This is a genomic window from Ramlibacter sp. MAHUQ-53, assembly GCF_052600055.1.
Genome location: NZ_JBQWTS010000017.1, coordinates 12,070 through 34,549, shown reverse-complemented (window position 1 = coordinate 34,549; position 22,480 = coordinate 12,070). Strand labels below are relative to the sequence as shown.

The 22,480-nt window shown below is 72.2% G+C and carries 21 protein-coding genes; 13 read left to right on the top strand and 8 right to left on the bottom strand.

The features are described from left to right. Positions 1 to 229: 229 nt before the first annotated feature. From ACT80S_RS18875 to ACT80S_RS18865, 3 genes are read right to left on the bottom strand one after another with little or no spacing between them, the layout of a single operon-like run. The gene (locus ACT80S_RS18875; RefSeq protein ID WP_377419012.1) at positions 230 to 1,129 is read right to left on the bottom strand and encodes a sulfurtransferase; all 900 of its coding nucleotides are present in this window, start codon (positions 1,127 to 1,129) and stop codon (positions 230 to 232) included. Between the two features lie 4 nt (positions 1,130 to 1,133). Further along, positions 1,134 to 2,033, bottom strand: a complete 900-nt coding sequence (locus tag ACT80S_RS18870; RefSeq protein ID WP_377419009.1) for a DMT family transporter — start codon at positions 2,031 to 2,033, stop codon at positions 1,134 to 1,136. Positions 2,034 to 2,053: 20 nt separating this feature from the next. Next, complete coding sequence (locus tag ACT80S_RS18865; RefSeq protein WP_377419007.1) at positions 2,054 to 3,199, bottom strand: aromatic ring-hydroxylating oxygenase subunit alpha; 1,146 nt, start codon at positions 3,197 to 3,199, stop codon at positions 2,054 to 2,056. Between the two features lie 144 nt (positions 3,200 to 3,343). Here ACT80S_RS18865 and ACT80S_RS18860 point away from each other — a divergent pair, with 144 nt between their 5' ends. The 7 genes from ACT80S_RS18860 to ACT80S_RS18830 all read left to right on the top strand — a co-directional run bounded on the left by ACT80S_RS18860 (position 3,344) and on the right by ACT80S_RS18830 (position 11,224). Further along, complete coding sequence (locus ACT80S_RS18860) at positions 3,344 to 3,571, top strand: exodeoxyribonuclease VII small subunit (RefSeq protein WP_377419004.1); 228 nt, start codon at positions 3,344 to 3,346, stop codon at positions 3,569 to 3,571. Then, positions 3,568 to 4,461, top strand: coding sequence for a polyprenyl synthetase family protein (locus ACT80S_RS18855; protein WP_377419001.1), 894 nt, complete (start codon positions 3,568 to 3,570; stop codon positions 4,459 to 4,461). The genes ACT80S_RS18860 and ACT80S_RS18855 overlap by 4 nt, the downstream gene beginning before the upstream one ends. A gap of 7 nt (positions 4,462 to 4,468) precedes the next feature. Continuing rightward, positions 4,469 to 6,355, top strand: a complete 1,887-nt coding sequence (gene dxs / locus ACT80S_RS18850; protein ID WP_377418998.1) for a 1-deoxy-D-xylulose-5-phosphate synthase — start codon at positions 4,469 to 4,471, stop codon at positions 6,353 to 6,355. A 158-nt stretch (positions 6,356 to 6,513) separates the two neighbouring features. Then, on the top strand, positions 6,514 to 7,593 hold the full coding sequence (locus ACT80S_RS18845) for a TRAP transporter substrate-binding protein (protein WP_377418995.1): 1,080 nt from the start codon (positions 6,514 to 6,516) through the stop codon (positions 7,591 to 7,593). A 159-nt stretch (positions 7,594 to 7,752) separates the two neighbouring features. Further along, positions 7,753 to 8,832: a TRAP transporter substrate-binding protein gene (locus tag ACT80S_RS18840; RefSeq protein WP_377418993.1), complete on the top strand. Its 1,080-nt coding sequence runs from the start codon at positions 7,753 to 7,755 to the stop codon at positions 8,830 to 8,832. A gap of 87 nt (positions 8,833 to 8,919) precedes the next feature. Further along, complete coding sequence (locus ACT80S_RS18835; RefSeq protein WP_377418990.1) at positions 8,920 to 9,999, top strand: TRAP transporter substrate-binding protein; 1,080 nt, start codon at positions 8,920 to 8,922, stop codon at positions 9,997 to 9,999. Positions 10,000 to 10,111: 112 nt separating this feature from the next. Then, positions 10,112 to 11,224: an SUMF1/EgtB/PvdO family nonheme iron enzyme gene (locus ACT80S_RS18830; protein ID WP_377418987.1), complete on the top strand. Its 1,113-nt coding sequence runs from the start codon at positions 10,112 to 10,114 to the stop codon at positions 11,222 to 11,224. Between the two features lie 43 nt (positions 11,225 to 11,267). Here the strand turns inward: ACT80S_RS18830 and ACT80S_RS18825 are convergent, their stop codons facing one another. Further along, complete coding sequence (locus tag ACT80S_RS18825) at positions 11,268 to 12,386, bottom strand: substrate-binding domain-containing protein (protein WP_377418983.1); 1,119 nt, start codon at positions 12,384 to 12,386, stop codon at positions 11,268 to 11,270. Between the two features lie 110 nt (positions 12,387 to 12,496). On the opposite strand from ACT80S_RS18825, the gene ACT80S_RS18820 reads away from it, so the two are divergent. Genes ACT80S_RS18820 through ACT80S_RS18810 form a run of 3 tightly spaced genes read left to right on the top strand, consistent with a single transcriptional unit; the run spans position 12,497 to position 14,753 of the window. Further along, complete coding sequence (locus tag ACT80S_RS18820; protein WP_377418979.1) at positions 12,497 to 13,240, top strand: ABC transporter permease; 744 nt, start codon at positions 12,497 to 12,499, stop codon at positions 13,238 to 13,240. After that, complete coding sequence (locus tag ACT80S_RS18815; protein WP_377418976.1) at positions 13,237 to 13,959, top strand: ABC transporter ATP-binding protein; 723 nt, start codon at positions 13,237 to 13,239, stop codon at positions 13,957 to 13,959. Before ACT80S_RS18820 ends, ACT80S_RS18815 begins: the two co-directional genes overlap by 4 nt. Beyond that, positions 13,956 to 14,753: a substrate-binding domain-containing protein gene (locus tag ACT80S_RS18810; RefSeq protein ID WP_377418973.1), complete on the top strand. Its 798-nt coding sequence runs from the start codon at positions 13,956 to 13,958 to the stop codon at positions 14,751 to 14,753. Before ACT80S_RS18815 ends, ACT80S_RS18810 begins: the two co-directional genes overlap by 4 nt. 21 nt (positions 14,754 to 14,774) lie before the next feature. On the opposite strand, the gene modC is transcribed toward ACT80S_RS18810, so the two are convergent. The 4 genes from modC to ACT80S_RS18790 all read right to left on the bottom strand — a co-directional run bounded on the left by modC (position 14,775) and on the right by ACT80S_RS18790 (position 18,516). Beyond that, positions 14,775 to 15,869, bottom strand: coding sequence for a molybdenum ABC transporter ATP-binding protein (gene modC / locus ACT80S_RS18805; protein WP_377418971.1), 1,095 nt, complete (start codon positions 15,867 to 15,869; stop codon positions 14,775 to 14,777). Then, positions 15,866 to 16,549, bottom strand: a complete 684-nt coding sequence (gene modB, locus ACT80S_RS18800) for a molybdate ABC transporter permease subunit (protein WP_377418967.1) — start codon at positions 16,547 to 16,549, stop codon at positions 15,866 to 15,868. The genes modC and modB overlap by 4 nt, the downstream gene beginning before the upstream one ends. Positions 16,550 to 16,563: 14 nt before the next feature. Then, on the bottom strand, positions 16,564 to 17,319 hold the full coding sequence (gene modA, locus ACT80S_RS18795) for a molybdate ABC transporter substrate-binding protein (protein ID WP_377418964.1): 756 nt from the start codon (positions 17,317 to 17,319) through the stop codon (positions 16,564 to 16,566). A gap of 105 nt (positions 17,320 to 17,424) precedes the next feature. Then, positions 17,425 to 18,516, bottom strand: a complete 1,092-nt coding sequence (locus tag ACT80S_RS18790; RefSeq protein WP_377418961.1) for a helix-turn-helix domain-containing protein — start codon at positions 18,514 to 18,516, stop codon at positions 17,425 to 17,427. Positions 18,517 to 18,720: 204 nt separating this feature from the next. Here ACT80S_RS18790 and ACT80S_RS18785 point away from each other — a divergent pair, with 204 nt between their 5' ends. From ACT80S_RS18785 to ACT80S_RS18775, 3 genes are read left to right on the top strand one after another with little or no spacing between them, the layout of a single operon-like run. Beyond that, positions 18,721 to 19,188 (top strand): (2Fe-2S)-binding protein, encoded by a 468-nt coding sequence (locus tag ACT80S_RS18785; RefSeq protein ID WP_377418958.1) that lies wholly within the window; start codon positions 18,721 to 18,723, stop codon positions 19,186 to 19,188. A 34-nt stretch (positions 19,189 to 19,222) separates the two neighbouring features. Then, on the top strand, positions 19,223 to 21,595 hold the full coding sequence (locus tag ACT80S_RS18780; protein ID WP_377418955.1) for a xanthine dehydrogenase family protein molybdopterin-binding subunit: 2,373 nt from the start codon (positions 19,223 to 19,225) through the stop codon (positions 21,593 to 21,595). A gap of 36 nt (positions 21,596 to 21,631) precedes the next feature. Then, positions 21,632 to 22,423 (top strand): FAD binding domain-containing protein, encoded by a 792-nt coding sequence (locus ACT80S_RS18775; protein ID WP_377418953.1) that lies wholly within the window; start codon positions 21,632 to 21,634, stop codon positions 22,421 to 22,423. The last annotated feature ends 57 nt before the right edge of the window (positions 22,424 to 22,480 follow it).

Here is a 22,480-nt window from a genome sequence, read left to right as displayed (position 1 = left end):
GGACATGCGCCGCGGCACCGTGCCCCGGCCCACGGCCAGCGAGCAGGCGGCCGCGCCGGCCGCCTCGCGGCCCCTGCCCGCGCCGCCGACCGCGCCGCCGACCGCGCCGGAGTCGCGCGCGTCCCGGCCCGGCGCCACGCAGGGCGGGCCGAACCTGAAGGGAAGCTATTAGGGGCGAAGCGCCCCGAGAGCTCAGGACTCAGGACTCAGGGCTCAGGGCTCGACGGCCTCAGCCCTTTTCGACCGGCCGCGCCGGGTCGCTGCACCACTCGCTCCAGCTGCCCGCGTACAGCGCGGTCGGGCCGTAGCCGGCCAACTCCATGGCCAGCAGGTTGGGCACGGCGCTCACGCCGCTGCCGCACTGGTGCACCACCGTCCGCGGGTCGCGGCCCGCGAGGACCGCGTCGAACTCGGCGCGCAGCTGCGCCGGCGGCTTGAAGCGGCCGTCCTCGCCGATGTTCTGGGTGAAGGGGCGGTTCAGCGCGCCGGGGATGTGGCCCGCCACCGGGTCCAGCGGCTCGACCTCGCCGCGGTAGCGTGGCGCGCCGCGCGCGTCCACCACCGTCTGCGCCGGCGAGCCCAGGCGCTGCAGCACGGTGGCCGTGGCCACCAGCTCGCGCAGGGGCTCGCCCAGCGCGAAGTGGGCCTGGAAGTGCGAGATGCCAGGACCCTCGTCGACCGCGCCGCCCGCGGCCTGCCAGGCCTGCAGGCCGCCATCGAGCACGGCCACCGCGTCGTGGCCGGCCCACTTCAGCATCCACCACAGGCGGCCGCAGTAATTGGCGCCTTGGCGGTCGTAGACCACGGCCTGCATGTCGTTGGCGAAGCCCACGCTGGACAGCCAGGCGGCGAACTTCTCGCGCGAGGGCAGGGGGTGGCGGCCGCCGGAGGCGGCGTCGGGGCTGGGGTGCTTCCTGCCGTCGGCGCCGACCACGCCCTCGTCGCTGAGGTGGTGGTCCAGGTCCGCACGCACGGCACCGGGAATGTGGGCCTGGCGGAACTGCTCCGCGCCGGCCGCGGGGTTGGACAGGTCGAAGCTGCAGTCGAACACCATCAGCCGCCGGCCCGAGGCCTTCAGGTCCATCAGCTGCGGCGCGGTGATCAGGGTGGTGAAGCTCGGTGCGGACATGGGCTCAATGCTCCTCGGCGGGTGACTGGGGCAGGGCGCGCGTGCGCAGGGCGGTGGCGGCGACCCCGCTGGCGATGATCAGGGCCATGCCGATCCAGGCGCCCGGGCTGAGGTGCTCGCCGAACAGCAGCACCCCGAACAGCGCCGCGAACACGATGCCCGAGTATTGCAGCGACGCCACGACCAGGGTGGCGCCATGGCTGTAGGCGCGGGTCAGGCACAACTGGCCGAGCGCGGCGAACAGCGCCATCGGCACCACCCACAGCCCGCGCAGGCCGGGCCACGGCGACCAGCCGGTGAACAGCGTCCACAGCAGGCCGCCGGCGGCGGTGGCCAGCGCGAAGAAGAACACGGTGCGGGTCTCGGGCTCGCCCACCTTGCCCAGGGCCATCACCTGCATGTAGGCGAAGGCCGAGACCAGGCCGGACAGCAGGCCCATCAAGCCCGCGAAAGCCTGGTCCTGCGAGACGGTGGGCCGCAGCGTCAGCACCACGCCGGCGAAGCCGGCCAGCACCGTCAGGGTCAGCGGTCCCTGACGCAGCAGGCTGGCCGTGCCCTCGCGCGGGTTCCACGACACCAGCGAGCCGCCCACCACGAAGGCCGCGACCCACAGGCTGCTCATGTAGTTGAGGGTCATGCCGGTGGCCACCGGCAGGCCGGCGATGGCGTAGAACCAGGAGCCCAGCGAGACCACGCCGACCACGCTGCGCCAGGCGTGCATGCCGGGGTAGCGCGTGGTCAGCGGCACGCGCTGGCGCCGCGCGATCACCCAGACGAAGGCGGCGCCGACCAGGCCGCGCCAGAACACCAGCTCGGCGCTGGTGAAGAAGGCCGAGGCGATCTTCACGCACACCGCCATCGCGGAAAAGAAAAAGGCCCCGAGGACCATCCACAGGGCCTGCATGGGGCGGCGCCGTCGCTGCGTCAGGCGCGCAGCGGGCCGAGGCCCATCTGCGCGCGGTACCACTCGTGGAAGTGCTGCATGCCGTCTTCCATGGGGCTCTGGTAGGGGCCGACCTCGTTGTCGCCGCGCTTCAGGAGGGCCTTGCGGCCGGCGTCCATGCGCTCGGCGATCTCGTCGTCCTCGATGCAGGTCTCCATGTAGGCGGCCTTCTGCGCCTCGACGAACTCGCGCTCGAAGGCGGCGATCTCCTCGGGGTAGTAGAACTCCACCATGTTCAGCGTCTTGTCGACGCTGACCGGGTGCAGCGTGGAGACGGTGAGCACGTGCGGGTACCACTCCACCATGATGTGGGGGTAGTAGGTGAGCCAGATCGCGCCGTGCGCCGGCGGCACGCCGTTGCGGTACTGGAGCAGGGCCTTGTGCCAGCGCTCGTACACCGGGCTGCCGGGGCGGCCCAGGCGGTTGGCCACGCCCACGGTCTGCACCGAGAACTGCTCCTTGAACTCCCAGCGCAGGTCGTCGCAGGTGACGAACTGGCCCAGCCCCGGGTGGAAGGGGCCGACGTGGTAGTCCTCGAGGTAGACCTCGATGAAGGTCTTCCAGTTGTAGTTGCACTCGTGCATCTCGACGTGGTCCAGGACCATGCCGGTGAAATCGAGGTCCTTGCGCGGGCCCATGCCGGCGAGGTCGGCCTCGATGTCGCGGCCGTTGTCCTCGAACAGCAGGCCGTTCCACTCGCGCAGTTTGTAGCGGTTCAGGTCCAGGCAGGGGTCGTGCGCGAAATGCGGCGCGCCCAGCAGGGTGCCCGCGGGGCTGCCCTGGCCGGCGCTGTAGGTCCAGCGGTGCAGCGGGCAGACGATGTTGCCGCCCGTGGCCGGCTCGCTGCGCAGGTTGCCCCGGCCGCGCAGGATCACCGCCTGGCGGTGGCGGCAGACATTGCTCACGAGCTCCACGCCGGCGGGCGTGCGCAGCAGCGCCCGGCCCTCGCCCTCCTGGGGCAGGGCGTAGTAGTCGCCGATCTCGGGAACGGACAGGGCATGCCCCACATAGCGGGGCCCGCGCTGGAAGAGGGTGGACATCTCCCGCGCGAACAGCGCCTCGTCGAAATAGCTGGAAACTGGTAGTTGGCTTGCGGCCTGCTGCAGTTGAAGACTTAAATCAGACATTTCACCTGACCTAGAGACTCCCCCTATGAAGGGGCAGGGTAAGCGCTTGATCCTGGGACAGGCGCGGGGTGGGGGGTCGATTGTACCCGCCGGGGTTCGGGGCCCCCGGCGTCCTAGAATCCGGTCTTTGCCCCAGATCAAGCGATGCCCAAGGCCCCTGTCTCCACCCCCGCCTCCTACGAGGCCGCGCTCGAGGAACTCGAGCAGCTGATCGGCCGCATCGAGTCCGGGCAGATGCCCCTGGAGCAGATGCTCGCCGGCTACGAGCGCGGCGCGCAGCTGCTGCAGTTCTGCCGCGGCAAGCTCGAGGCGGTGGAGAACCAGATCAAGGTGCTGGACGAGGGCACCCTCAAGCCCTGGACCCAGGAATGAGCGAGCCCCTCGATTTCGCGCGCTGGACCTCGCAGCGCCTGGAGGCGGTGGAGGCCGCGCTCTCGCTGTGGGTGCCGGCCGATGCGCCGGCCGGCCTGGGCGAGGCCATGCGCTATGCGGTGCTCGACGGCGGCAAGCGCCTGCGCCCCCTGCTGGTGCTGGCCGCGGCCGAAGCCGCGGGCGGCCACCTGGAGGCGGCGCTGCGCGCGGCCTGCGCAGTGGAATTGATCCATGCCTACTCCCTGGTGCACGACGACATGCCCTGCATGGACAACGACGTCCTGCGACGCGGCAAGCCCACCGTGCACGTGGCCTTCGGCGAGGCCCAGGCCCTGCTGGCGGGCGATGCGCTGCAGGCCCTGGCCTTCGAGCTGCTCACGCCGCAGGACAGCGACATCCCCGCCTCCGCCCAGGCCCACCTGTGCCGCCTGCTGGCGCGCTGCGCCGGCCACGCCGGCATGGCCGGCGGCCAGGCCATCGACCTGGCCAGCGTCGGCCAGGCCCTCACCGAGGATGAACTGCGCCGCATGCACCGTCTCAAGACCGGCGCGCTGCTGCAAGGCAGCGTGATGATGGGCGCGGCCTGCGGCGCGGCCGGCGACGACGCGCACCAGGCCCTGGCCCGCTACGGCGCCGCGATCGGCCTGGCCTTCCAGGTGGTCGACGACATCCTCGACGTCACCGCCGACAGCGCCACCCTCGGCAAGACCGCGGGCAAGGACGCGGCCAACGACAAGCCCACCTACGTCTCCCTGCTGGGGCTGGAGCCCTCGCGCGCGCTGGCCCGCCAGCTGCTGGACGACGCGCTGTCCGCGCTGGCCGACAGCGGCCTGGCCGACACCCGCGCCCTGGCCGCGCTCGCCCGCATGGTGGTGAACCGAGACAACTGAGATTTCCATGGCTTCCCTGCTCGAATCCATCGCCTCCCCGGCCGACCTGCGCGCGCTGCCCCGGCAGCAACTGCCCCAGCTGGCGGACGAACTGCGTGCCTTCGTCCTGGAGAGCGTTGCGCGCACCGGCGGCCACCTCAGCTCCAACCTGGGCACGGTGGAACTCACCATCGCGCTGCACTATGTCTACGACACCCCGCGCGACCGCCTGGTATGGGACGTGGGCCACCAGACCTACCCGCACAAGATCCTCACCGGCCGGCGCGAGCGCATGCCCACCCTGCGCCAGCTCGGCGGCCTCTCGGGCTTCCCCCTGCGCAGCGAGAGCGAGTACGACGCCTTCGGCACCGCGCACTCCTCCACCAGCATCTCCGCCGCCCTGGGCATGGCCCTGGCGGCCCGGCGCAAGGGCGAGGACCGCAAGGCCGTGGCCATCATCGGCGACGGCGCGATGACCGCGGGCATGGCTTTCGAGGCCCTGAACAACGGCGGCGTCGCCGACTGCGACCTGCTGGTCATCCTGAACGACAACGACATGTCGATCAGCCCGCCGGTGGGCGCGCTCAATCGCTACCTGGCGCAGCTGATGTCGGGGCAGTTCTATGCCGCGGCCAAGAGCGTGGGCAAGACCGTGCTCAAGGCCGCGCCGCCGCTGTTCGAGCTGGCCAAGCGTCTCGAGGAGCACGCCAAGGGCATGGTGGTGCCGGCGACGCTGTTCGAGAAGTTCGGCTTCAACTACATCGGCCCCATCGACGGCCACGACCTGGGTTCGCTGATCCCCACGCTGGAGAACATCCGCCAGCTCAAGGGGCCGCAGTTCCTGCACGTGGTCACCAAGAAGGGCCAGGGCTACAAGCTCGCCGAGGCCGACCCGGTGGCCTACCACGGCCCCGGCAAGTTCGACCCCGAGGTCGGCCTCAAGCCCCCGGCCACGCCGCCCAAGCCCACCTTCACCCAGGTCTTCGGCCAGTGGCTGTGCGACATGGGCGAGAAGGACGCGCGCCTGGTCGGCATCACGCCCGCGATGCGCGAAGGCTCCGGCCTGGTCGAGTTCGAGAAGCGCTTCCCCGACCGCTACTTCGACGTCGGCATCGCCGAGCAGCATGCGGTCACCTTCGCCGCCGGCCTGGCCTGCGAGGGCCTCAAGCCGGTGGTGGCGATCTACTCCACCTTCCTGCAGCGCGCCTACGACCAGCTGGTGCATGACGTGGCGCTGCAGGACCTGCCCGTGGTCTTCGCGCTGGACCGCGCCGGCATCGTCGGCGCCGACGGCCCGACGCATGCGGGCGCCTACGACATCCCCTTCCTGCGCTGCATCCCGAACATGAGCATCGCCTGCCCGGCCGACGAGGCCGAGACCCGCGCGCTGCTCACCACTGCCTACGAGCAGGACCACGCGGTGGCCGTGCGCTACCCGCGCGGCGCCGGCGTGGGCGCGCCCGTGCCCGCCGGCCTCCAGGGCCTGCCCTTTGGCAAGGGTGAGGTGCGGCGCGAGGGCCGGGGCATCGCCATCCTCGCTTTCGGCACGATGCTGTATCCCGCGCTCGACGCCGCCGGCCGCCTCGATGCCAGCGTGGCCAACATGCGCTGGGCCAAGCCGCTGGACACCGAGCTGCTGCTGCAACTGGCTGCGCGCCACGAGGCGCTGGTCACGGTGGAGGAGGGCGCCGTCATGGGCGGCGCGGGCAGCGCGGTGCTGGAGGCCCTGCAGGCCGCCGGCGTGCAGAAGCCGGTGCTGACCCTCGGCCTGCCGGACCGCTTCATCGAGCATGGCGATCCGGCCAAGCTGCTCGCCGGGCTGGGGCTGGATGGCGCGGGCCTCGAGCGCGCCATCCGCGCGCGCTTCGGCGAGCTGGCGCAGGCCGCCGCGCCGGGCCTCAAGGTCGTGGGCTGAGAGGCTGCCGTTCGCCCTGCACGGGAAAACACCCGGCAGGGAAAACCCCGCGATCACCCCCCTCGCCGGGCACCCGGTTCCAGAATCCGCGTCGCTTTGGCGGCAGGCCGTCCTGCCGTCCAGGGAGCGTCCTCAATCCGGAACCCAGGAGAGTGCCCATGGATCGTCGATCCCTCATCAGGAGTGCCGGCATCGCCGGCGTACTGGCCGCCGGCGCCGCCCCCGCCGTGCATGCGCAGCCGGCCGTGCGATGGCGGCTGGCCTCCAGCTTCCCGAAGTCGCTGGACACCATCTTCGGCGCGGCCGACATCTTCTCGCGGTCCATCAAGACCATGTCGGGCGGACGCTTCGAGGTCTCCATCCACGCGGCCGGCGAGCTCATGCCGGCCTTCGGCGTGGTCGACGCGGTGCAGGCCGGCACGGTGGAGGCGGCCCACACCGCGCCCTACTACTTCTTCGGCAAGGACGAGACCTTCGCCCTGGGCTGCGCCATCCCCTTCGGCCTGAACAGCCGCCAGATGACGGCCTGGATGCACGAGGGCAACGGCCTCAGGCTGATGCGCGAGTTCTATGCCCGCTACAGCATCATCAACTTCCCCGGCGGCAACACCGGTGCGCAGATGGGGGGCTGGTTCCGCAAGGAGATCCGCTCGGTCGCCGACCTCAAGGGCCTGAAGATCCGCATCGGCGGCTTCGGCGGCAAGATCATCGAGCGCCTGGGCGGCGTGCCGCAGAACATTCCCGGCGGCGAGATCTACCAGGCGCTGGAGAAGGGCACGATCGACGCGGCCGAGTGGATCGGCCCGTACGACGACCAGAAGCTGGGCTTCAACAAGGTCGCGCCGTTCTACTACTACCCCGGCTGGTGGGAGGGCGGCCCGCAGCTGGACTTCTTCGTCAACCAGAAGGCCTGGGACGCGCTCTCGGCCGAGCACAAGGCCATCGTCGAGGCCGCGGCCTCGCAGGCCCATGTGGGCATGCAGGCCAAGTACGACGCGCTCAACCCCACCGCCCTCAAGCAGCTGGTCGGCGCGAAGACGAACCTGCGCCCCTTCCCCGCCGACATGATGGCCGCCGCCTGGAAGGCCGCCTCCGACCTGTACGCGGACCTCTCGGCCCGCAACGAGAACTGGCGCAAGGTCTACGCCGACTACGCGAAATTCCGCGCCGACCAGAACCTCTGGTTCCGCTTCACCGAGGCCACCTTCGACCGCTTCATGCAGGCGCAGAAGCTTTAGTGCTAGCAGGCGACGGTAGGGGTTTTCCCGAGCGCAGCCAGGGCTCCCATTGGGGAGCCCTTTTCACTGGGTGGCCAGCGTCAGAGCTCTGCAAGCTTCAAGCGCAGCCGCTCACGATGATCCGCAAGTTTTTCACTGTAACGACAGGAGCTGCATTCCATGGATCGTCGATTCCTCATCAAGAACGCCGGCATCGCCGGCATCCTGGCCGCCGGCGCCGCCCCCGCCGTGCATGCGCAGGCCGCCGTGCGTTGGCGCCTGGCTTCCAGCTTCCCGAAGTCGCTGGACACGATCTACGGTGCCGCTGAAGTCTTCTCGCAGAAGGTCAAGCAGCTGTCGGGTGGCAAGTTCGACGTGTCGGTCCACGCGGCCGGCGAGATCATGCCGGCCTTCGGCGTGGTGGACGGCGTGCAGAACGGCACCGTGGAAGCCGCCCACACCGCCCCCTACTACTTCTTCGGCAAGGACGAGACCTTCGCCATCGGCGGCGCCATCCCCTTCGGCCTGAACAGCCGCCAGATGACGGCCTGGACTTTCGAAGGCAACGGCCTGAAGCTGATGCGCGAGTTCTACGCCAAGTACAACATCGTCAACTTCGCCTGCGGCAACACCGGCGCCCAGATGGGCGGCTGGATGCGCAAGGAGATCTCCGGCGTCAAGGACCTCAAGGGCCTGAAGTTCCGCATCGGCGGCTTCGCCGGCAAGGTGCTGGAGCGCCTGGGCGGCGTGCCGCAGAACATTCCCGGCGGCGAGATCTACCAGGCGCTGGAGAAGGGCACGATCGACGCCGCCGAGTGGATCGGCCCGTATGACGACCAGAAGCTGGGCTTCAACAAGGTCGCCCCGTTCTACTACTACCCCGGCTGGTGGGAAGGTGGCCTGCAGCTGGACCTGTACGTCAACAACAAGGCCTTCGAAGCCCTGAACGCCGAGCAGAAGGCCATCGTCGAGACCGCCGCCACCTACGCGCACGTCGAGACCCAGGCCAAGTACGACGTCAAGAACCCGCCCGCGCTGAAGCAGCTGGTGGGCGCCGGTGCCAAGCTGCGCCCGTTCCCGGCCGACGTCATGGCCGAGGCCTTCAAGCAGGCCATGGGCCTGTACGAGGAGCTGTCCGCCAAGAACGAGAACTGGAAGAAGGTCTACGCCGACTACGCCCGTTTCCGCTCCGACCAGAACCTGTGGTTCCGCTTCACCGAGGCCACCTTCGACCGTTTCATGCAGAGCCAGAAGCTGTAAGCGGTAAGATTCCGTTTGCGCCTCGCATGGAGGGCCGCACGAGAGTGCGGCCCTTTGTCATTGATTCCAGACCCCAGGAGACTCCCGATGGATCGTCGCTCCCTCATCAAGAATGCCGGCATCGCCGGCGTGCTCGCCGCCGGCGCCGCGCCGGCCGTCCATGCCCAGGCCACGGTGCGCTGGCGCCTGGCTTCCAGCTTCCCCAAGTCGCTCGACACCCTGTTCGGTGGCGCCGAGACCTTCGCCAAGGCGCTCAAGGCCATGTCCGGCGGCAAGTTCGACGTGTCCCTGCACCCGCCCGGCGAGCTGATGCCCGCCTTCGGCGTGGTCGATGGCGTGCAGAACGGCACCGTCGAGGTCGTCCACACCGCTCCCTACTACTTCTTCGGCAAGGACGAGACCTTCGCCCTGGGCACCGCCATCCCCTTCGGCCTGAATGCCCGCCAGATGGCCTCGTGGCTCAATGAAGGCAACGGCGGCAAGCTGCTGCGCGAGTTCTACTCCCGCTACAACATGATCAACTTCCCCGGCGGCAACACCGGCGCCCAGATGGGTGGCTGGTTCCGCAAGGAGATCAAGAGCGCCAAGGATCTCAAGGGCCTGAAGTTCCGCATCGCCGGTTTCGCCGGCAAGATCATGGAGCGCATGGGCGTGGTGCCGCAGAACCTGCCGGGTGGCGAGGTCTACACCTCCCTCGAGAAGGGCACCATCGACGCGGCCGAGTGGGTCGGTCCCTATGACGACCAGAAGCTGGGCTTCGTGAAGGTCGCGCCGTTCTACTACTACCCCGGTTTCTGGGAAGGCTCGGCGCACATCGACTTCTTCGTCAACCAGAAGGCCTGGGACGCGCTGCCCGCCGAGTACAAGGCGATGGTCGAGGCTGCCTCCGCGCTGGCCCACAACGAGGTGCAGGCCCGCTACGACGCGCGCAACCCGGTGGCCCTCAAGCAGCTGGTCGCCCAGGGCGCGAAGCTGCGCGCCTTCCCGGCCGACATGATGAACGAGGCCTTCAAGATCTCCCAGGAGATCTACGAGGAGACCGCGGCCAAGAACGAGAACTTCCGCAAGATCTACCAGGACTTCTCCAAGTACCGCGCCGACCAGAACCTCTGGTTCCGTTTCACCGAGGGCACGTTCGACCGCTTCATGCAGACGCAGAAGCTGTGATCTGCCGACGGCCGCCCTCGAGGCGGCCGACCGGCCACCGCGCGCAGGGGCTCCTTCGGGAGCCCCTCGTCGTTTGGCGGCACGCCAGGCGCGGGTTAACCTCGGTGCCGCCATGCGCCACGCCGCCGACGCCATCGACTCCCCCGCCATGCGCCAGGCCGGGCGCGAGCTGCTCTCGCTCGCGCTGATGGACGCGCGCAACCACACCCTGCACCTGCTGGCGTGCTACGAGCCGGTGCGGCCCGACGCGGTGCTCTCGGTGGCCGATGCCATCGCCCAGCACGCTGCGCGCTGGACGGCGCCGCAGGCCGCCGATGCGGCCTTCCCCTCGCGCTCGCTGGCCGAGGCGCGCGAGCGGCTGCTGGTGCAGTTCGAGGCCACCCTCGAGGCGCTGGACGCTGCCCCCGACGACGACGCCGGCCTGGCCGCCTTCCGCGCCGCGCTGTTCCACGAGGACGCCTGGGGCGAGGAGCTGGTGGTCGAGGCGCAGGCCCTGGGCCTGGCCCTGCCGCTGGCCGTGCCGGCGGCGATCGCCCCGCGCGAACCGGTGGCCCTGCCCGCCACGCGCTGGACGTTGGGCAGCCCCGTGCCGGGCTTCGCCTTCGCCCTGGAGCGGCCGGCGCACGCGGTGGACGTCCCCGAGTTCGAGATCGACGCCCAGCCCGTCACCTGGTCGCAGTACATCGAGTTCGTCGACGACGGCGGCTACGACCGCGAGGCGCTGTGGAGCGCCGAGGGCTGGGCCTGGCTGCAGCGCGTGGCCCTGGGCGAGTCGCGGCGCGGGCCGCGCCACGTGGAGCAGATCGGCGTGGCCAGCGGCGCGGTCACGCAGGCGCTGTTCGGTCGGGTGGTGCGCCTGTCGGGTGCGCAGCCCGCGATGCACGTGGCGTGGTGGGAGGCCGACGCCTACGCCCGCTGGGCCGGCCGGCGCCTGCCCACCGAGGTGGAGTGGGAGGTCGCCGCGCACCAGGCGGCACGCCGCGGCTTCCGCTGGGGCGACGTGCGCGAGTGGACCGCCGGCACGCTGCGCCCCTGGCCGGGCTACGGGGCCGATGCCTGGGCCCGCGGCACCCCCTTCGATCCCGAGGGCGCCTGGGGCCGGGCCCGCGTCTTGCGCGGCGCCTCGTTCGCGACCCGCAGCCGCATGAAGCACCCGAAGGCGCGGGGCTTCGCGCTGCCCGAGCGCGACGCGGCGTTCACCGGGTTTCGCACCTGCGCGGTGTAGCCGCCGGATTTCCCCGGTTCGCGCTCGCCGGCAGCGGCGGGCCTCACCGGCCCGAGGCCGCCGGTTTCCGCTTCGGCTTCGCGAACCGCCACCACGGCAGCTGCTCGCTCAGGCTCAGCACCTCGCCGCTGTGCGAGGGCCGGTAGCCGGGCAGGGCGGCCAGGCGCGCCTGCCAGGCCGGCGTGGCCAGCACCTCGCGCAGCGCGCGCATGGCCGGCGCCTCCAGCGCCGACTTCAGGCACACGAGGAAGTAGTCCTCTTCCAGCAGCGGCACGAAGTCCAGCCCGCGCTCGCGCGCCGCGGCCTCGATGGCCAGGCCCGCGTCGGCCTCGCCCGACGCCACCGCCTGGGCCACCGCCGCATGCGAGGGCTCGACGCGCTCCCAGCCCTGTAGCCGCTGCGGCGCAAGCCCGGCGTCGAGCAGGAGCTGTTCGGCCACCAGCCGCGTGCCGGTGCCGAGGGCGCGGTTGACGTAGCGGGCATGGCCGTCGGCCAGGTCGCGGAAGGACCGCAGCCCCAGCGGGTTGCCGCGCGCCACCACCAGTCCCTGCCGGCGCCGCGCGAAGCCCACCACCTTGTGCAGGCCCGGCTTGAGCAGCGGCTGGTAGCTGCGCTGGGCCAGCGTGCCCGGAGGCGGCGCGTGCGGCGTGTGGAAGCCGGCCAGCGTGCAGCGACCCTCGTTGAGGGCGGCGATCGCGTCCACGCTGCCGGTGAAGCGGATGTCCAGGTGCAGGCCCGCCTGCGCCGCGTGCCCGCGCAGGGTGGCGATGCCCTCGTCATGGCTGGCGTACAGCGTGAGGACCTGGGCCGCGTCGTCGAAGGCCACCGCGAAGGCGCGTTCCAGGTCGGCGTGCAGGGCCTCGATCTGCGGCGCCAGCCGCGCCTGCGCCTGGCGCTCGGCCCACAGCAGCTTCTCGCCGAAGTCCGTCAGGCGCGCGGGCTGGCCCTTGTCCCACACGATCAGGCCGCGCCCCAGCTGCGCCTCCCAGCGTTTGAGCTCGCCCCACACATGGCGGTAGGACTGGCCCAGCTCGCGCGCCGCGCCGGAGATCGAGCCCTGGCGGCGCACGGCCTGCAGCAGGTCCACCAGCGGGTTGCGGATGCCGCCCACGGACGGCGCGCCGGCGGGCGCCAGGGCATAGGACAGCTCGATCTTGTGCACGGGCGGCAGTATGCGGCATGGCGCGATGCCGCCGCGGCGGCCTATGCACGGCGCTTCATAACGGACACTCCCTACCTCCCCGCCCCCCGCCAGCCCCTAGCATCGGCGGCATGAACGGATTCACGCAGAGTGCCGCGGCCGCCTGGGCCCTGCTCGCGCAGGGCGATGCCGCGCTCTGGTCGGTGGTCGGCCGCTCGCTGGCCGTCAGCGGCCTGGCCTGCGCCCTCGCCAGCACGCTGGGCCTGGCCCTGGGCGCCTGGCTCGGCGTCGCCCGCTTCGGCGGGCGCAGCGCGGTGCTGGCCGTCCTCAACACCCTGCTGGCCGTGCCCTCGGTGGTGGTGGGCCTGGTGGTGTACCTGCTGCTGTCACGCTCCGGCCCGCTGGGGCACCTGGGCTGGCTGTTCTCGCTCAAGGCCATGGTCATCGCGCAGGCGATCCTGGTGCTGCCGGTGGCCATGGCGCTGACCCGCCAGGTCGTCGAGGACGCCGAGCGCCTTCACGGCGAGCAGCTCGCCTCGCTGGGCGCCGGGCCCTGGCTGCGCGGGCTGCTGCTGGCGTGGGACGAGCGCTACGCCCTGCTCACCGTCCTCATCGCCTGCTTCGGCCGCGCCATCTCGGAGGTGGGCGCGGTGATGGTGGTGGGCGGCAACATCGACGGCTTCACCCGCGTCATGACCACCGCCATCGCGCTGGAGACCAGCAAGGGCGACCTGCCGCTGGCCCTGGCCCTCGGCGCGGTGCTGCTGTCGGTGGTGCTCGCGCTCAATGCGCTGATCGCGGTGGTGCGGCGCTGGCGCCTGGCGCATGGCGACGTGGCCGTCGCCGCCCGCGGCGCGATGGGGGCCGGCGCATGAACGCCGCGGCCGGCCAGCCCGCCGTGCAGATCGAGCTGCGCGAGGCCGACGTGCACTTCGGCCCGGTGCATGCCCTGAAGTCCGTCGGCCTGCGCGTGCATGCCGGCGAGCGCATCGCCCTGATCGGCCCCAACGGCAGCGGCAAGAGCACGCTGCTGCGCGCCCTGCACGGCCTGCTGCCGATTCGCGCAGGCGAGCTGCGGCGCGACGAGCGCGCGCGCCAGGCCATGCTGTTCCAGCGGCCCTCGATGCTGCGCGCCAGCGCCCTGCACAACGTGGCCCTGGGTGCCTGGCTGAACGGCGCGCGCTGGGGCGAGGCGCGCGCCCGCGCGCTGGAAGCCCTGCGCCGCGTCGGCCTCGACGAGTTCGCGCGCCGCAACGCCCGCGTCCTCTCGGGTGGGCAGCAGCAGCGGCTCGCCCTGGCGCGGGCCTGGAGCCTGCATCCCCAGGTGCTGCTGCTCGACGAGCCCACCGCCAGCCTCGACCCCCATGCCAAGCGCGAGGTCGAGCGCCTGATGGACGAATTCGCCCTGGCCGGCATGACCCTGGTCTTCGCCAGCCACAACCTCGGCCAGGTCAAGCGCCTGGCCGGGCGCGTCATCTACCTGGAACGCGGCCGCGTGCTCGCCGACCTGGCGGTCGAGCGGTTCTTCGACCGCGCCTTCCTGCCCCGGGTCTCGCCCGAGGCCGACCTGTTCGTCAGGGGAGAGCTCGCATGAGGCATCGCGCGGGCAAGGCCGTCGCCGCCGCGCTGCTGGCGCTCGGCGCCGCCGGGGCCTGGGCCCAGGCCGTCATCACGCTGTCGTCCACCACGTCCACCGAGCAGTCGGGCCTGTTCGCCCACCTGTTGCCGGCGTTCAGGCAGGCCACCGGCATCGAGGTGAAGGTCGTCGCCGTGGGCACCGGCCAGGCGCTGGACATCGCCCGCCGCGGCGACGCCGACGCGCTGCTGGTGCACGACACCGCCGCCGAGGAGAAGTTCGTCGCCGACGGGTTCGCCACCCGCCGCTACAGCGTCATGCACAACGACTTCGTGCTCGTGGGCCCGCGTGGCGACCCGGCCGGCGCGCGCGGCCGCGACATCGCCGCCGCCCTGAGGAAGGTCGCCGCCGCCAACGCCGCCTTCGTCTCGCGCGGCGACAAGAGCGGCACCCACGCCGCCGAGCTGCGCTACTGGGGTTCGCAGCCCAAGGGCGGTGGCTACCGCGAGTGCGGCTGCGGCATGGGGGCGGCGCTGAACATCGCCGCCTCCAGAGGCGCCTACGTGCTCGCCGACCGCGGCACCTGGCTCAGTTTCCGCAACCGCGCCGACCTCGCCGTCCTCGTCGAGGGCGACCCGCGCCTGTTCAATCCCTACGGCGTGATGGCCGTCAACCCCGCGAAGCACCCGCATGTGAAGGCGGCGCAGGCCCAGAAGTTCATCGACTGGCTGGTCTCGCCGGCTGGCCAGGCCGCGATCGCCGCCTACCGGATCGGTGGCGAGCAGCTGTTCTTCCCCAACGCCAGCCGCTGAGGCGCGCGGCCGGCCCGGCGCTCACTCCACCAGCGCCGCCGCCTTGACCTGGGCCCAGGCCGGCACGCCCGGCGCCAGCCCCAGCGCGTGCGCCGAGCGCGCGGTGATGCGCGCCAGCAGCGCCGCCTCGCCGCAGGCCAGGCGCACCAGCACCTGGCCCTCGTGGCGCGGGTCGGGCACGACCTCGGCCACCGTGCCGGGCAGGAGGTTGTTCACGCTGGTGGCGCGCGGCATCTCGGTGGCCACGCTCACGTCGCGCGCCAGCACGCGAACCCGCACGCGCCGGCCGGTCGCGGCGCCGGTGTCCCGCAGCCACAGCGCGCCGCCGCCGAAGTCCACCTGCATCAGCCGCCAGGGCGCGTCGCGCCCGGCGACGGTGGCCTCCAGCAGCACGCCGGTGTCCTCGCCCGGCACCACGGCCAGGTCGGTGCGAAGCAGCACCTCGCCCACCGGCCCGCAGGCCAGCGCGCGGCCCTGGTCCATCAGCACCAGGGTGTCGGCCAGGCGCGCCATCTCGTCGGCCGAGTGGGTCACGTACAGCATCGGGATCCTCAGCTCGTCGCGCAGGCGCTCGAGCCAGGGCAGGATGTCGCGGCGCCGCGCCGCGTCCAGCGCCGAGAGCGGCTCGTCCAGCAGCAGCACGCGCGGCTGCGTGGCCAGGGCGCGGGCGATGGCCACGCGCTGGCGCTCGCCGCCGGACAGCGCGTGCGGCCGGCGCGCCAGCAGGTGGCCGATGCCGAGCAGCTCGATCACGCCGTCCAGGGGCATCGCGGACGCCCCGCGCGCCGCGCGGCGCTGGCCGAAGGCCAGGTTGCCGCGCACGTCGAGGTGGTCGAACAGGCTGGCCTCCTGGAACACGTAGCCCAGGGGGCGCTGCCAGGTGGGCAGGTCGATGCCGCGGGCGTCGTCCTGCCAGCAGCTGCCCGCGATCTCCACGTGCGCGCGGTCGGCGCGTTCCAGGCCGGCGACGCAGCGCAGCACCGTGGTCTTGCCCGAGCCCGAGGGGCCGAACAGCGCGGTCACGCCGTGGCCCGGCAGGGTGAGGTCCACGTCCAGCGAGAAGCCGCCGGGGCGCGCCAGGTGCAGGGCGATGCGCGTGGCGGCGTCCAGCGTCATGCGGGGACGCGCCGCGTGCGGCGCTCCAGCAGGGCCAGCGCCAGCAGCACCACCAGGGAGAAGGCCACCATCGCGCCCGCCAGGGCATGGGCCTGCGGGTAGGCCAGGGCCTCGACATGGCCGTAGATCTGGGTCGACACCACCCGGGTCTGCTGCGGGATGTTGCCGCCGATCATCAGCACCACGCCAAACTCGCCGACCGTGTGCGCGAAGGCCATCACCGCGGCGGTGAGGATGCCCGGGCGGGCCAGGGGCAGGGCCACGTGCAGGAAGGCGTCCAGCGGGCGCGCGCGCAGCGTGGCGGCCACCTCCATCGGCCGCCGGCCCACCGCCTCGAAGGCGCGGCGCAGCGGCTGCAGCGCGAAGGGCAGCGAGTAGACGATCGAGGCCACCACCAGCCCCGGGAAGGTGAAGGGCAGCAGCCCCAGCCCCAGCGACTGCGTGAGGCGGCCGACCCAGCCCTGCGGGCCCATGGCCAGCAGCAGGTAGAAGCCCAGCACCGTGGGCGGCAGCACCAGGGGCAGGGTGGCTACCGCGCCGACGACGTCGGCCAGGCGCGAGCGGCTGTGGGCCAGCCACCAGGCCAGCGGCGTGGCCAGCGCCAGCAGCAGCACGGTGGTCACCGTGGCGAGCTTCAGCGTGAGCCACAGGGCCTGCAGGTCGTCGGGGGAGAAGGGCATGCCGGCGGGGCCTCTCAGGGCTCGTAACCGTGGGCGCGCAGGAGGGCGCGGGCCTCCTCGGTGCGCAGGAAGGCGAGCAGGGCGCGGGCGGCGGGGCTGTCGCGGCCCGGGACGAGCAGGATCGCGTCCTGCCGCAGCGGCGCATGCAGGCCGGCGGGCACCACCCAGGCCGAGCCGGCGGTGAGGCGGCCCTGGGCCTGCACCTGCGAGAGGGCCACGAAGCCGAGCGCCGCATTGCCGGTCGCCACGAATTGGTAGGCCTGGCCGATGCTCTCGCCCTGGACCAGCTTCGGCCGCAGGGCGGCGAGCACGCCCAGGCGCTCCATCGCCTCCATCGCCGCCGCGCCGTACGGCGCCAGCCGCGGGTCGGCGATGGCCAGGCGCTCGAAGCCGCCGCGGCGCAGGACCTCGCCCTGCGGGTCCACGCGGGCCGGGTCGGGGCTCCACAGCGCGAGCCGGCCGACGGCGTAGGTGAAGCGGGTGCCGGCCACGCCCAGGCCCTCGCGCTCCAGGCGCGCGGGCGTCTCGTCGTCGGCGGCCAGCAGCACCTGGAAGGGCGCGCCGTTGCGGACCTGGGCGTAGAAACGCCCGGTGGCGCCCACCGCCACCACGGCCTGGTGGCCGGTGGCGCGCTCGAACGCCGAGGCGATCTTCTGCATCGGCCCGGCGAAGTTCGCGGCCACCGCCACCGAGACCTGGCCGGCGGCGGCGCTCGCGCAGGCCAGGGCGGCGGCAGCCGCGGCGAGCCAGGGCTTGAGTCGGACGGTCACGAGGCGGGTCGGGCGGTGCACGTTGCGGGAAGCTGCGGGAAGTCGATGCGCGATTCTCGCCTGCCCGAAGCGGCCGTCCCGGCGGTCGCTGTCGCCGCCGTCGCCTCAGTCGCCGCGCAGGCGCCGGTACACCGTGGCGCGGCTGATGCCGAGCCGGCGCGCGGCCTCCATCACGTTGCCGCGCGCCTCGCGCACGGCCTGGCGGATCAGGCCGGCCTCGACCTCGCGCAGGGCGGCGGCGGGCGCCGCCAGCTCGCGCACGGACGCGCCGGCGGCCTGGGCGAGGACCTGCACCGCCAGGCCGGACCACAGCGGCACCTCGCGCGGCGCGGGGTGGCGGGCGGCGTCGAACAGCTGCGCCCAGGGCAGGGCGAAGACCTCGCCGGCATGGGGCGGCTCGCCGCCGGGGTGCGGGGCCAGGCCCGTCATCTCGCGGGCCGCGGCATTGGCGCCGGCGATGCGGCCGTCGGCATCCAGGGCCAGCAGGCCGTCGTCGTCGCCGCCGAAGGCCTCGCCGGGCCAGCGCACCCGCAGCAGCAGGGCGTGGGGCTCGCCCAGCACCAGCGCGTTGCCGATGCCGCGCGCGGCCTGGGTGACCAGGTGGCGCAGGCCGGGGCGCTCGGCGGCGTCGACGCCGGTCACGTCCAGCATGCCCACGCAGTCGCCGTGCGGGCCGAAGACCGGCGCGCCGGCGCAGGTGTAGCAGGCGGTGTCGTCGAAGAAATGCTCGCCGCGGTGCAGCCACACCGGCTGGCGCTCGGCCAGCGCGGCGCCGATGGCGGTGGTGCCTACCGCGCGCTCGGACAGGTCGACCCCGACGCGGGCGATCACGTCGGCGCGGCGGTCGGTGCGGTCGATGGCGCCGTCCACGCCCACCACCACGCCCTGGGCGTCGGTCAGCAGGGTGAAGTAGCCGATGCGGCCCACCGCCCGCCCCAGCGAGGCCAGGGGGCCGGCGGCGGCGCGAAGCAGGCCCGCGCTGGCGTCCCGGGCGCGCCGCGTGGCGGCGGCGGAGACCAGCTCGAAGCCCACCGGCGCCTCCGGCCGCAGGCCCTGGGCCAGGCAGCGGCTCCAGGAGCGCTCGATCCAGGGCGGCAGCGAGGCGGGCGCCGGCAGGCCCTCGCGCAGCGCGCAGCGGGCGCGGTCGATCTGGGCCAGGCGCCAGTCGGCGGGGGCAGGGGAGGCGGGCGGGTGCATGGGGGTGGTCTGCATTGGGCCTGCGCGGCCGAGGGGGTGTCAACCGCGCCAACCCTGCCCGGGGGTCGCCGCGGCGGCGGTGTCTCAATTTGAGAATTTCCGGCCAAGGCGCACGGCCATCTCAGGGTTTCGCCTAGCCAGGGGCGGCCTGCGGCCCTCGAAGAATCCCCTGATCCCGTACCCAGTACCCCCAGGAGACAAGGCATGCAAGTCAAGCTCAAGGTCAACGGCCGACCCGCGACGATCGATGTCGCCCCCAACACCCTGCTGGTGCAAGCCATCCGCGAACACCTGCGACTGACCGGTACCCACGTGGGCTGCGACACCGCGCAGTGCGGCGCCTGCACGGTCCACGTCAACGGCAAGGCGGTGAAGTCGTGCAACACCCTGGCCGTGCAGCATGACGGCGCCGAGGTCACCACCATCGAGGGCCTGGCCGCCGCCGACGGCACCCTGCACCCGATGCAGGCCGCCTTCAAGGAGTGCCACGGCCTGCAGTGCGGCTTCTGCACCCCGGGCATGGTCATGAGCGCGCTGGACCTGTGCCAGCGTCATCCCAACGCCAGCGAGGCCGAGATCCGCGAGCAGCTCGAGGGCAACATCTGCCGTTGCACCGGCTACCAGAACATCGTCAAGGCCGTCCAGCTCGGGCGCGCCAACATGACGGCCTGAGCGACTCGACCCCGAACACCACAGGAGACAAGCCATGGGTGCATCCGATTTCGCCAAGCTCCCCCACATCGGCGAGGCCCTCCGCCGCAAGGAGGACATGCGCTTCCTCACCGGCGCCGGCCAGTACACCGACGACATCAACCTCGCCAACCAGCGCCACGCCGTCTTCGTGCGCTCGCCGCATGCGCATGCCCGCATCCTCTCGGTCGATGTCTCGGCCGCCGAGGCCCTGCCCGGCGTGACCCGCGTGTTCACCGGCAAGGACCTCGAGGGCAAGGTCAACGGCCTGCCCTGCGGCTGGCTGATCACCAGCGTCAACGGCGAGGCCATGAAGGAGCCGCCGCACCCGGTGCTGGCCGTGGACCGCGTGCGCTACGTGGGCGACCACGTCGCCATGGTGGTGGCCGACACGGCGGAACAGGCCCGCAACGCCGCCGAGGCGGTGGTGGTGGATTACGAGGTGCTGCCCGCCTCGGTCGACGTCGCTGCGGCCAAGACCGGCCCCGCCCTGCATGACGCCGCCCCCGACAACCACTGCTACAAGTGGGCCATCGGCGACAAGGCCGCGGTCGATGCCGTCTTCGCCAAGGCCGCCCATGTGACGAACCTGGACCTGGTGAACAACCGCCTGGTGCCCAACGCGCTGGAGCCGCGCGCCGCCATCGGCGCCTACAACCGCGCGAACGACGAGTACACCCTCTACGTCTCCAACCAGAACCCGCACGTGGAGCGCCTGCTCATGACCGCCTTCGTCCTCGGCCTGCCCGAGCACAAGGTGCGCGTGATCGCCCCCGACGTGGGCGGCGGCTTCGGCTCCAAGATCTACCTCTACGCCGAGGACGTGGCCCTGACCTGGGCCGCCAGGCAGCTCAATTGCGCCATCAAGTGGGTGGCGGACCGCAGCGAGGCCTTCCTGTCCGACGCCCATGGGCGCGACCACGTGAGCCACGCCGAGATGGCCATGGACAAGGACGGCAAGTTCCTCGCCATGCGCGTGCACACCGACGCCAACCTCGGCGCCTACCTGTCCACGTTCTCCACCGCGGTGCCCACCATCCTGTACGCCACGCTGCTGGCGGGCCAGTACACCACGCCCCAGGTCTATGTGGAGGTGGACGCCTGGTTCACCAACACCGCCCCGGTCGACGCCTACCGCGGCGCCGGCCGCCCCGAGGCCACCTACCTGCTGGAGCGCCTGGTGACCCGCTGCGCCTGGGAGCTGGGCCTGGGCCAGGACGAGATCCGCAAGCGCAACTTCATCACCCAGTTCCCGTACCAGACCCCGGTGGCCTTGCAATACGACATCGGGGACTACCACGCCTGCATGGACAAGGCCAAGGTGCTGGCGGAGGTCGACGGCTTCGCCGCCCGCCGGGCAGCGAGTGCCGCCAAGGGCCTGAAGCGCGGCATCGGCTACAGCAGCTACATCGAGGCCTGCGGCATCGCGCCCTCGAACATCGCGGGCGCCCTGGGCGCGCGCGCCGGCCTGTTCGAGTGCGGCGAGATCCGCGTGCACCCGACCGGCAGCGTCACCGTGTTCACCGGCTCCCACAGCCACGGCCAGGGCCACGAGACCACCTTCGCGCAGGTGGTGGCGGCGCGCCTGGGCATCCCGGTGGAGAACGTGGACGTGGTCCACGGCGACACCGGCCGCGTGCCCTTCGGCATGGGCACCTACGGCTCGCGCTCCATCAGCGTGGGCGGCGCCGCCATCATGAAGGCGCTGGACAAGATCGAGACCAAGGCCAAGAAGATCGCCGCGCACCTGATGGAGGCCAGCGACGCCGACATCGAGTTCGCCAACGGCGAGTTCAGCGTCAAGGGCACCGACAAGAAGATCCCCTTCGCCCAGGTGGCCCTCACCGCCTACGTGCCGCACAACTACCCGCTGGACAAGCTGGAGCCGGGCCTGAACGAGACCGCGTTCTACGACCCGACCAACTTCACCTTCCCGGCCGGCACCTACATCTGCGAGGTCGAGGTCGACCCGGCCACTGGCGTGGTGCGCGTCGACCGCTTCACCGCGGTGGACGACTTCGGCACCATCATCAACCCGATGATCGTCGAGGGCCAGGTGCACGGCGGGCTCGCCCAGGGCATTGGCCAGGCGCTGCTCGAGAACTGCGTCTACGACAAGGACTCCGGCCAGCTCCTGACCGGCAGCTTCATGGACTACACCATGCCCCGCGCCGATGACTTCCCGCAGTTCCGGCTCGACCACGTCTGCACGCCCTGCACCCACAACCCCCTGGGCACCAAGGGCTGTGGCGAGGCCGGCGCCATCGGCTCCCCGCCGGCCGTGATCAACGCCGTGCTCGACGCGCTGCGCGACCTCGGCGTGAAGGAGTTCGACATGCCTGCCACCCCCAGCCGCGTGTGGCAGGCGATCCAGGCCGCCCGCGCCTGAGGTTCAAGGTACGAGCAAGGTACAAGAGGACACACCATGTACGCATTCAACTTCGAGCAGCCCGCCAGCCTGGCCGACGCCACCCGCCTGGCCGCCGCCGGCGGCAAGCCCCTGGCCGGCGGCCAGACCCTGCTGGCCTCCATGAAGCTGCGCCTGGCCGCTCCCGAGCAGCTGGTGGACCTGGGCCGCGTCGGCGAGCTGGCCGGCATCTGCCGTGACGGCAACAACCTCGTCATCGGCGCCATGACCCGCCACGCCGAGGTCGCCGCCAGCGACGAGGTGCGCAAGGCCCTCCCGGCGCTGGCCGACCTGGCCGGCGGCATCGGCGACCGCCAGGTGCGCGCCCTGGGCACGCTGGGCGGCTCCGTCGCCAACAACGACCCGGCCGCCTGCTACCCCAGCGCGGTGCTGGGCCTGGGCGCCACCGTCATCACGAACCGGCGCCGCATCGCGGCCGACGACTTCTTCCAGGGCATGTTCACCACCGCACTGGAGGAGGGCGAGCTGATCACCGCGATCTCTTTCCCCATTCCCCAGCGCGCCGCATACCTGAAGTTCAAGCAGCCGGCCTCGCGCTTCGCGCTGATCGGCGTGTTCGTCGCGCAGACCGCGGCGGGCGTGCGCGTCGCCGTCACTGGCGGCGGCAACGGCGTGTTCCGCCATGCCGGCCTGGAGGCGGCGCTCACGAAGTCGTTCACCCCCGAGGCCGCGGCCGGCGTGAAGGTGGACGACGCCGAGCTGTCCTCCGACCTGCATGCCAGCGCCGCCTACCGCGCCAACCTGGTGGGCGTGATGACGCAACGCGCCGTCGCCAAGGCGCTGGCCTGAGGACGGTCCCCGAGGCGCGGGGTCCCGCGTGCGCCAGCAGGGCGCGGCGGCATCCTG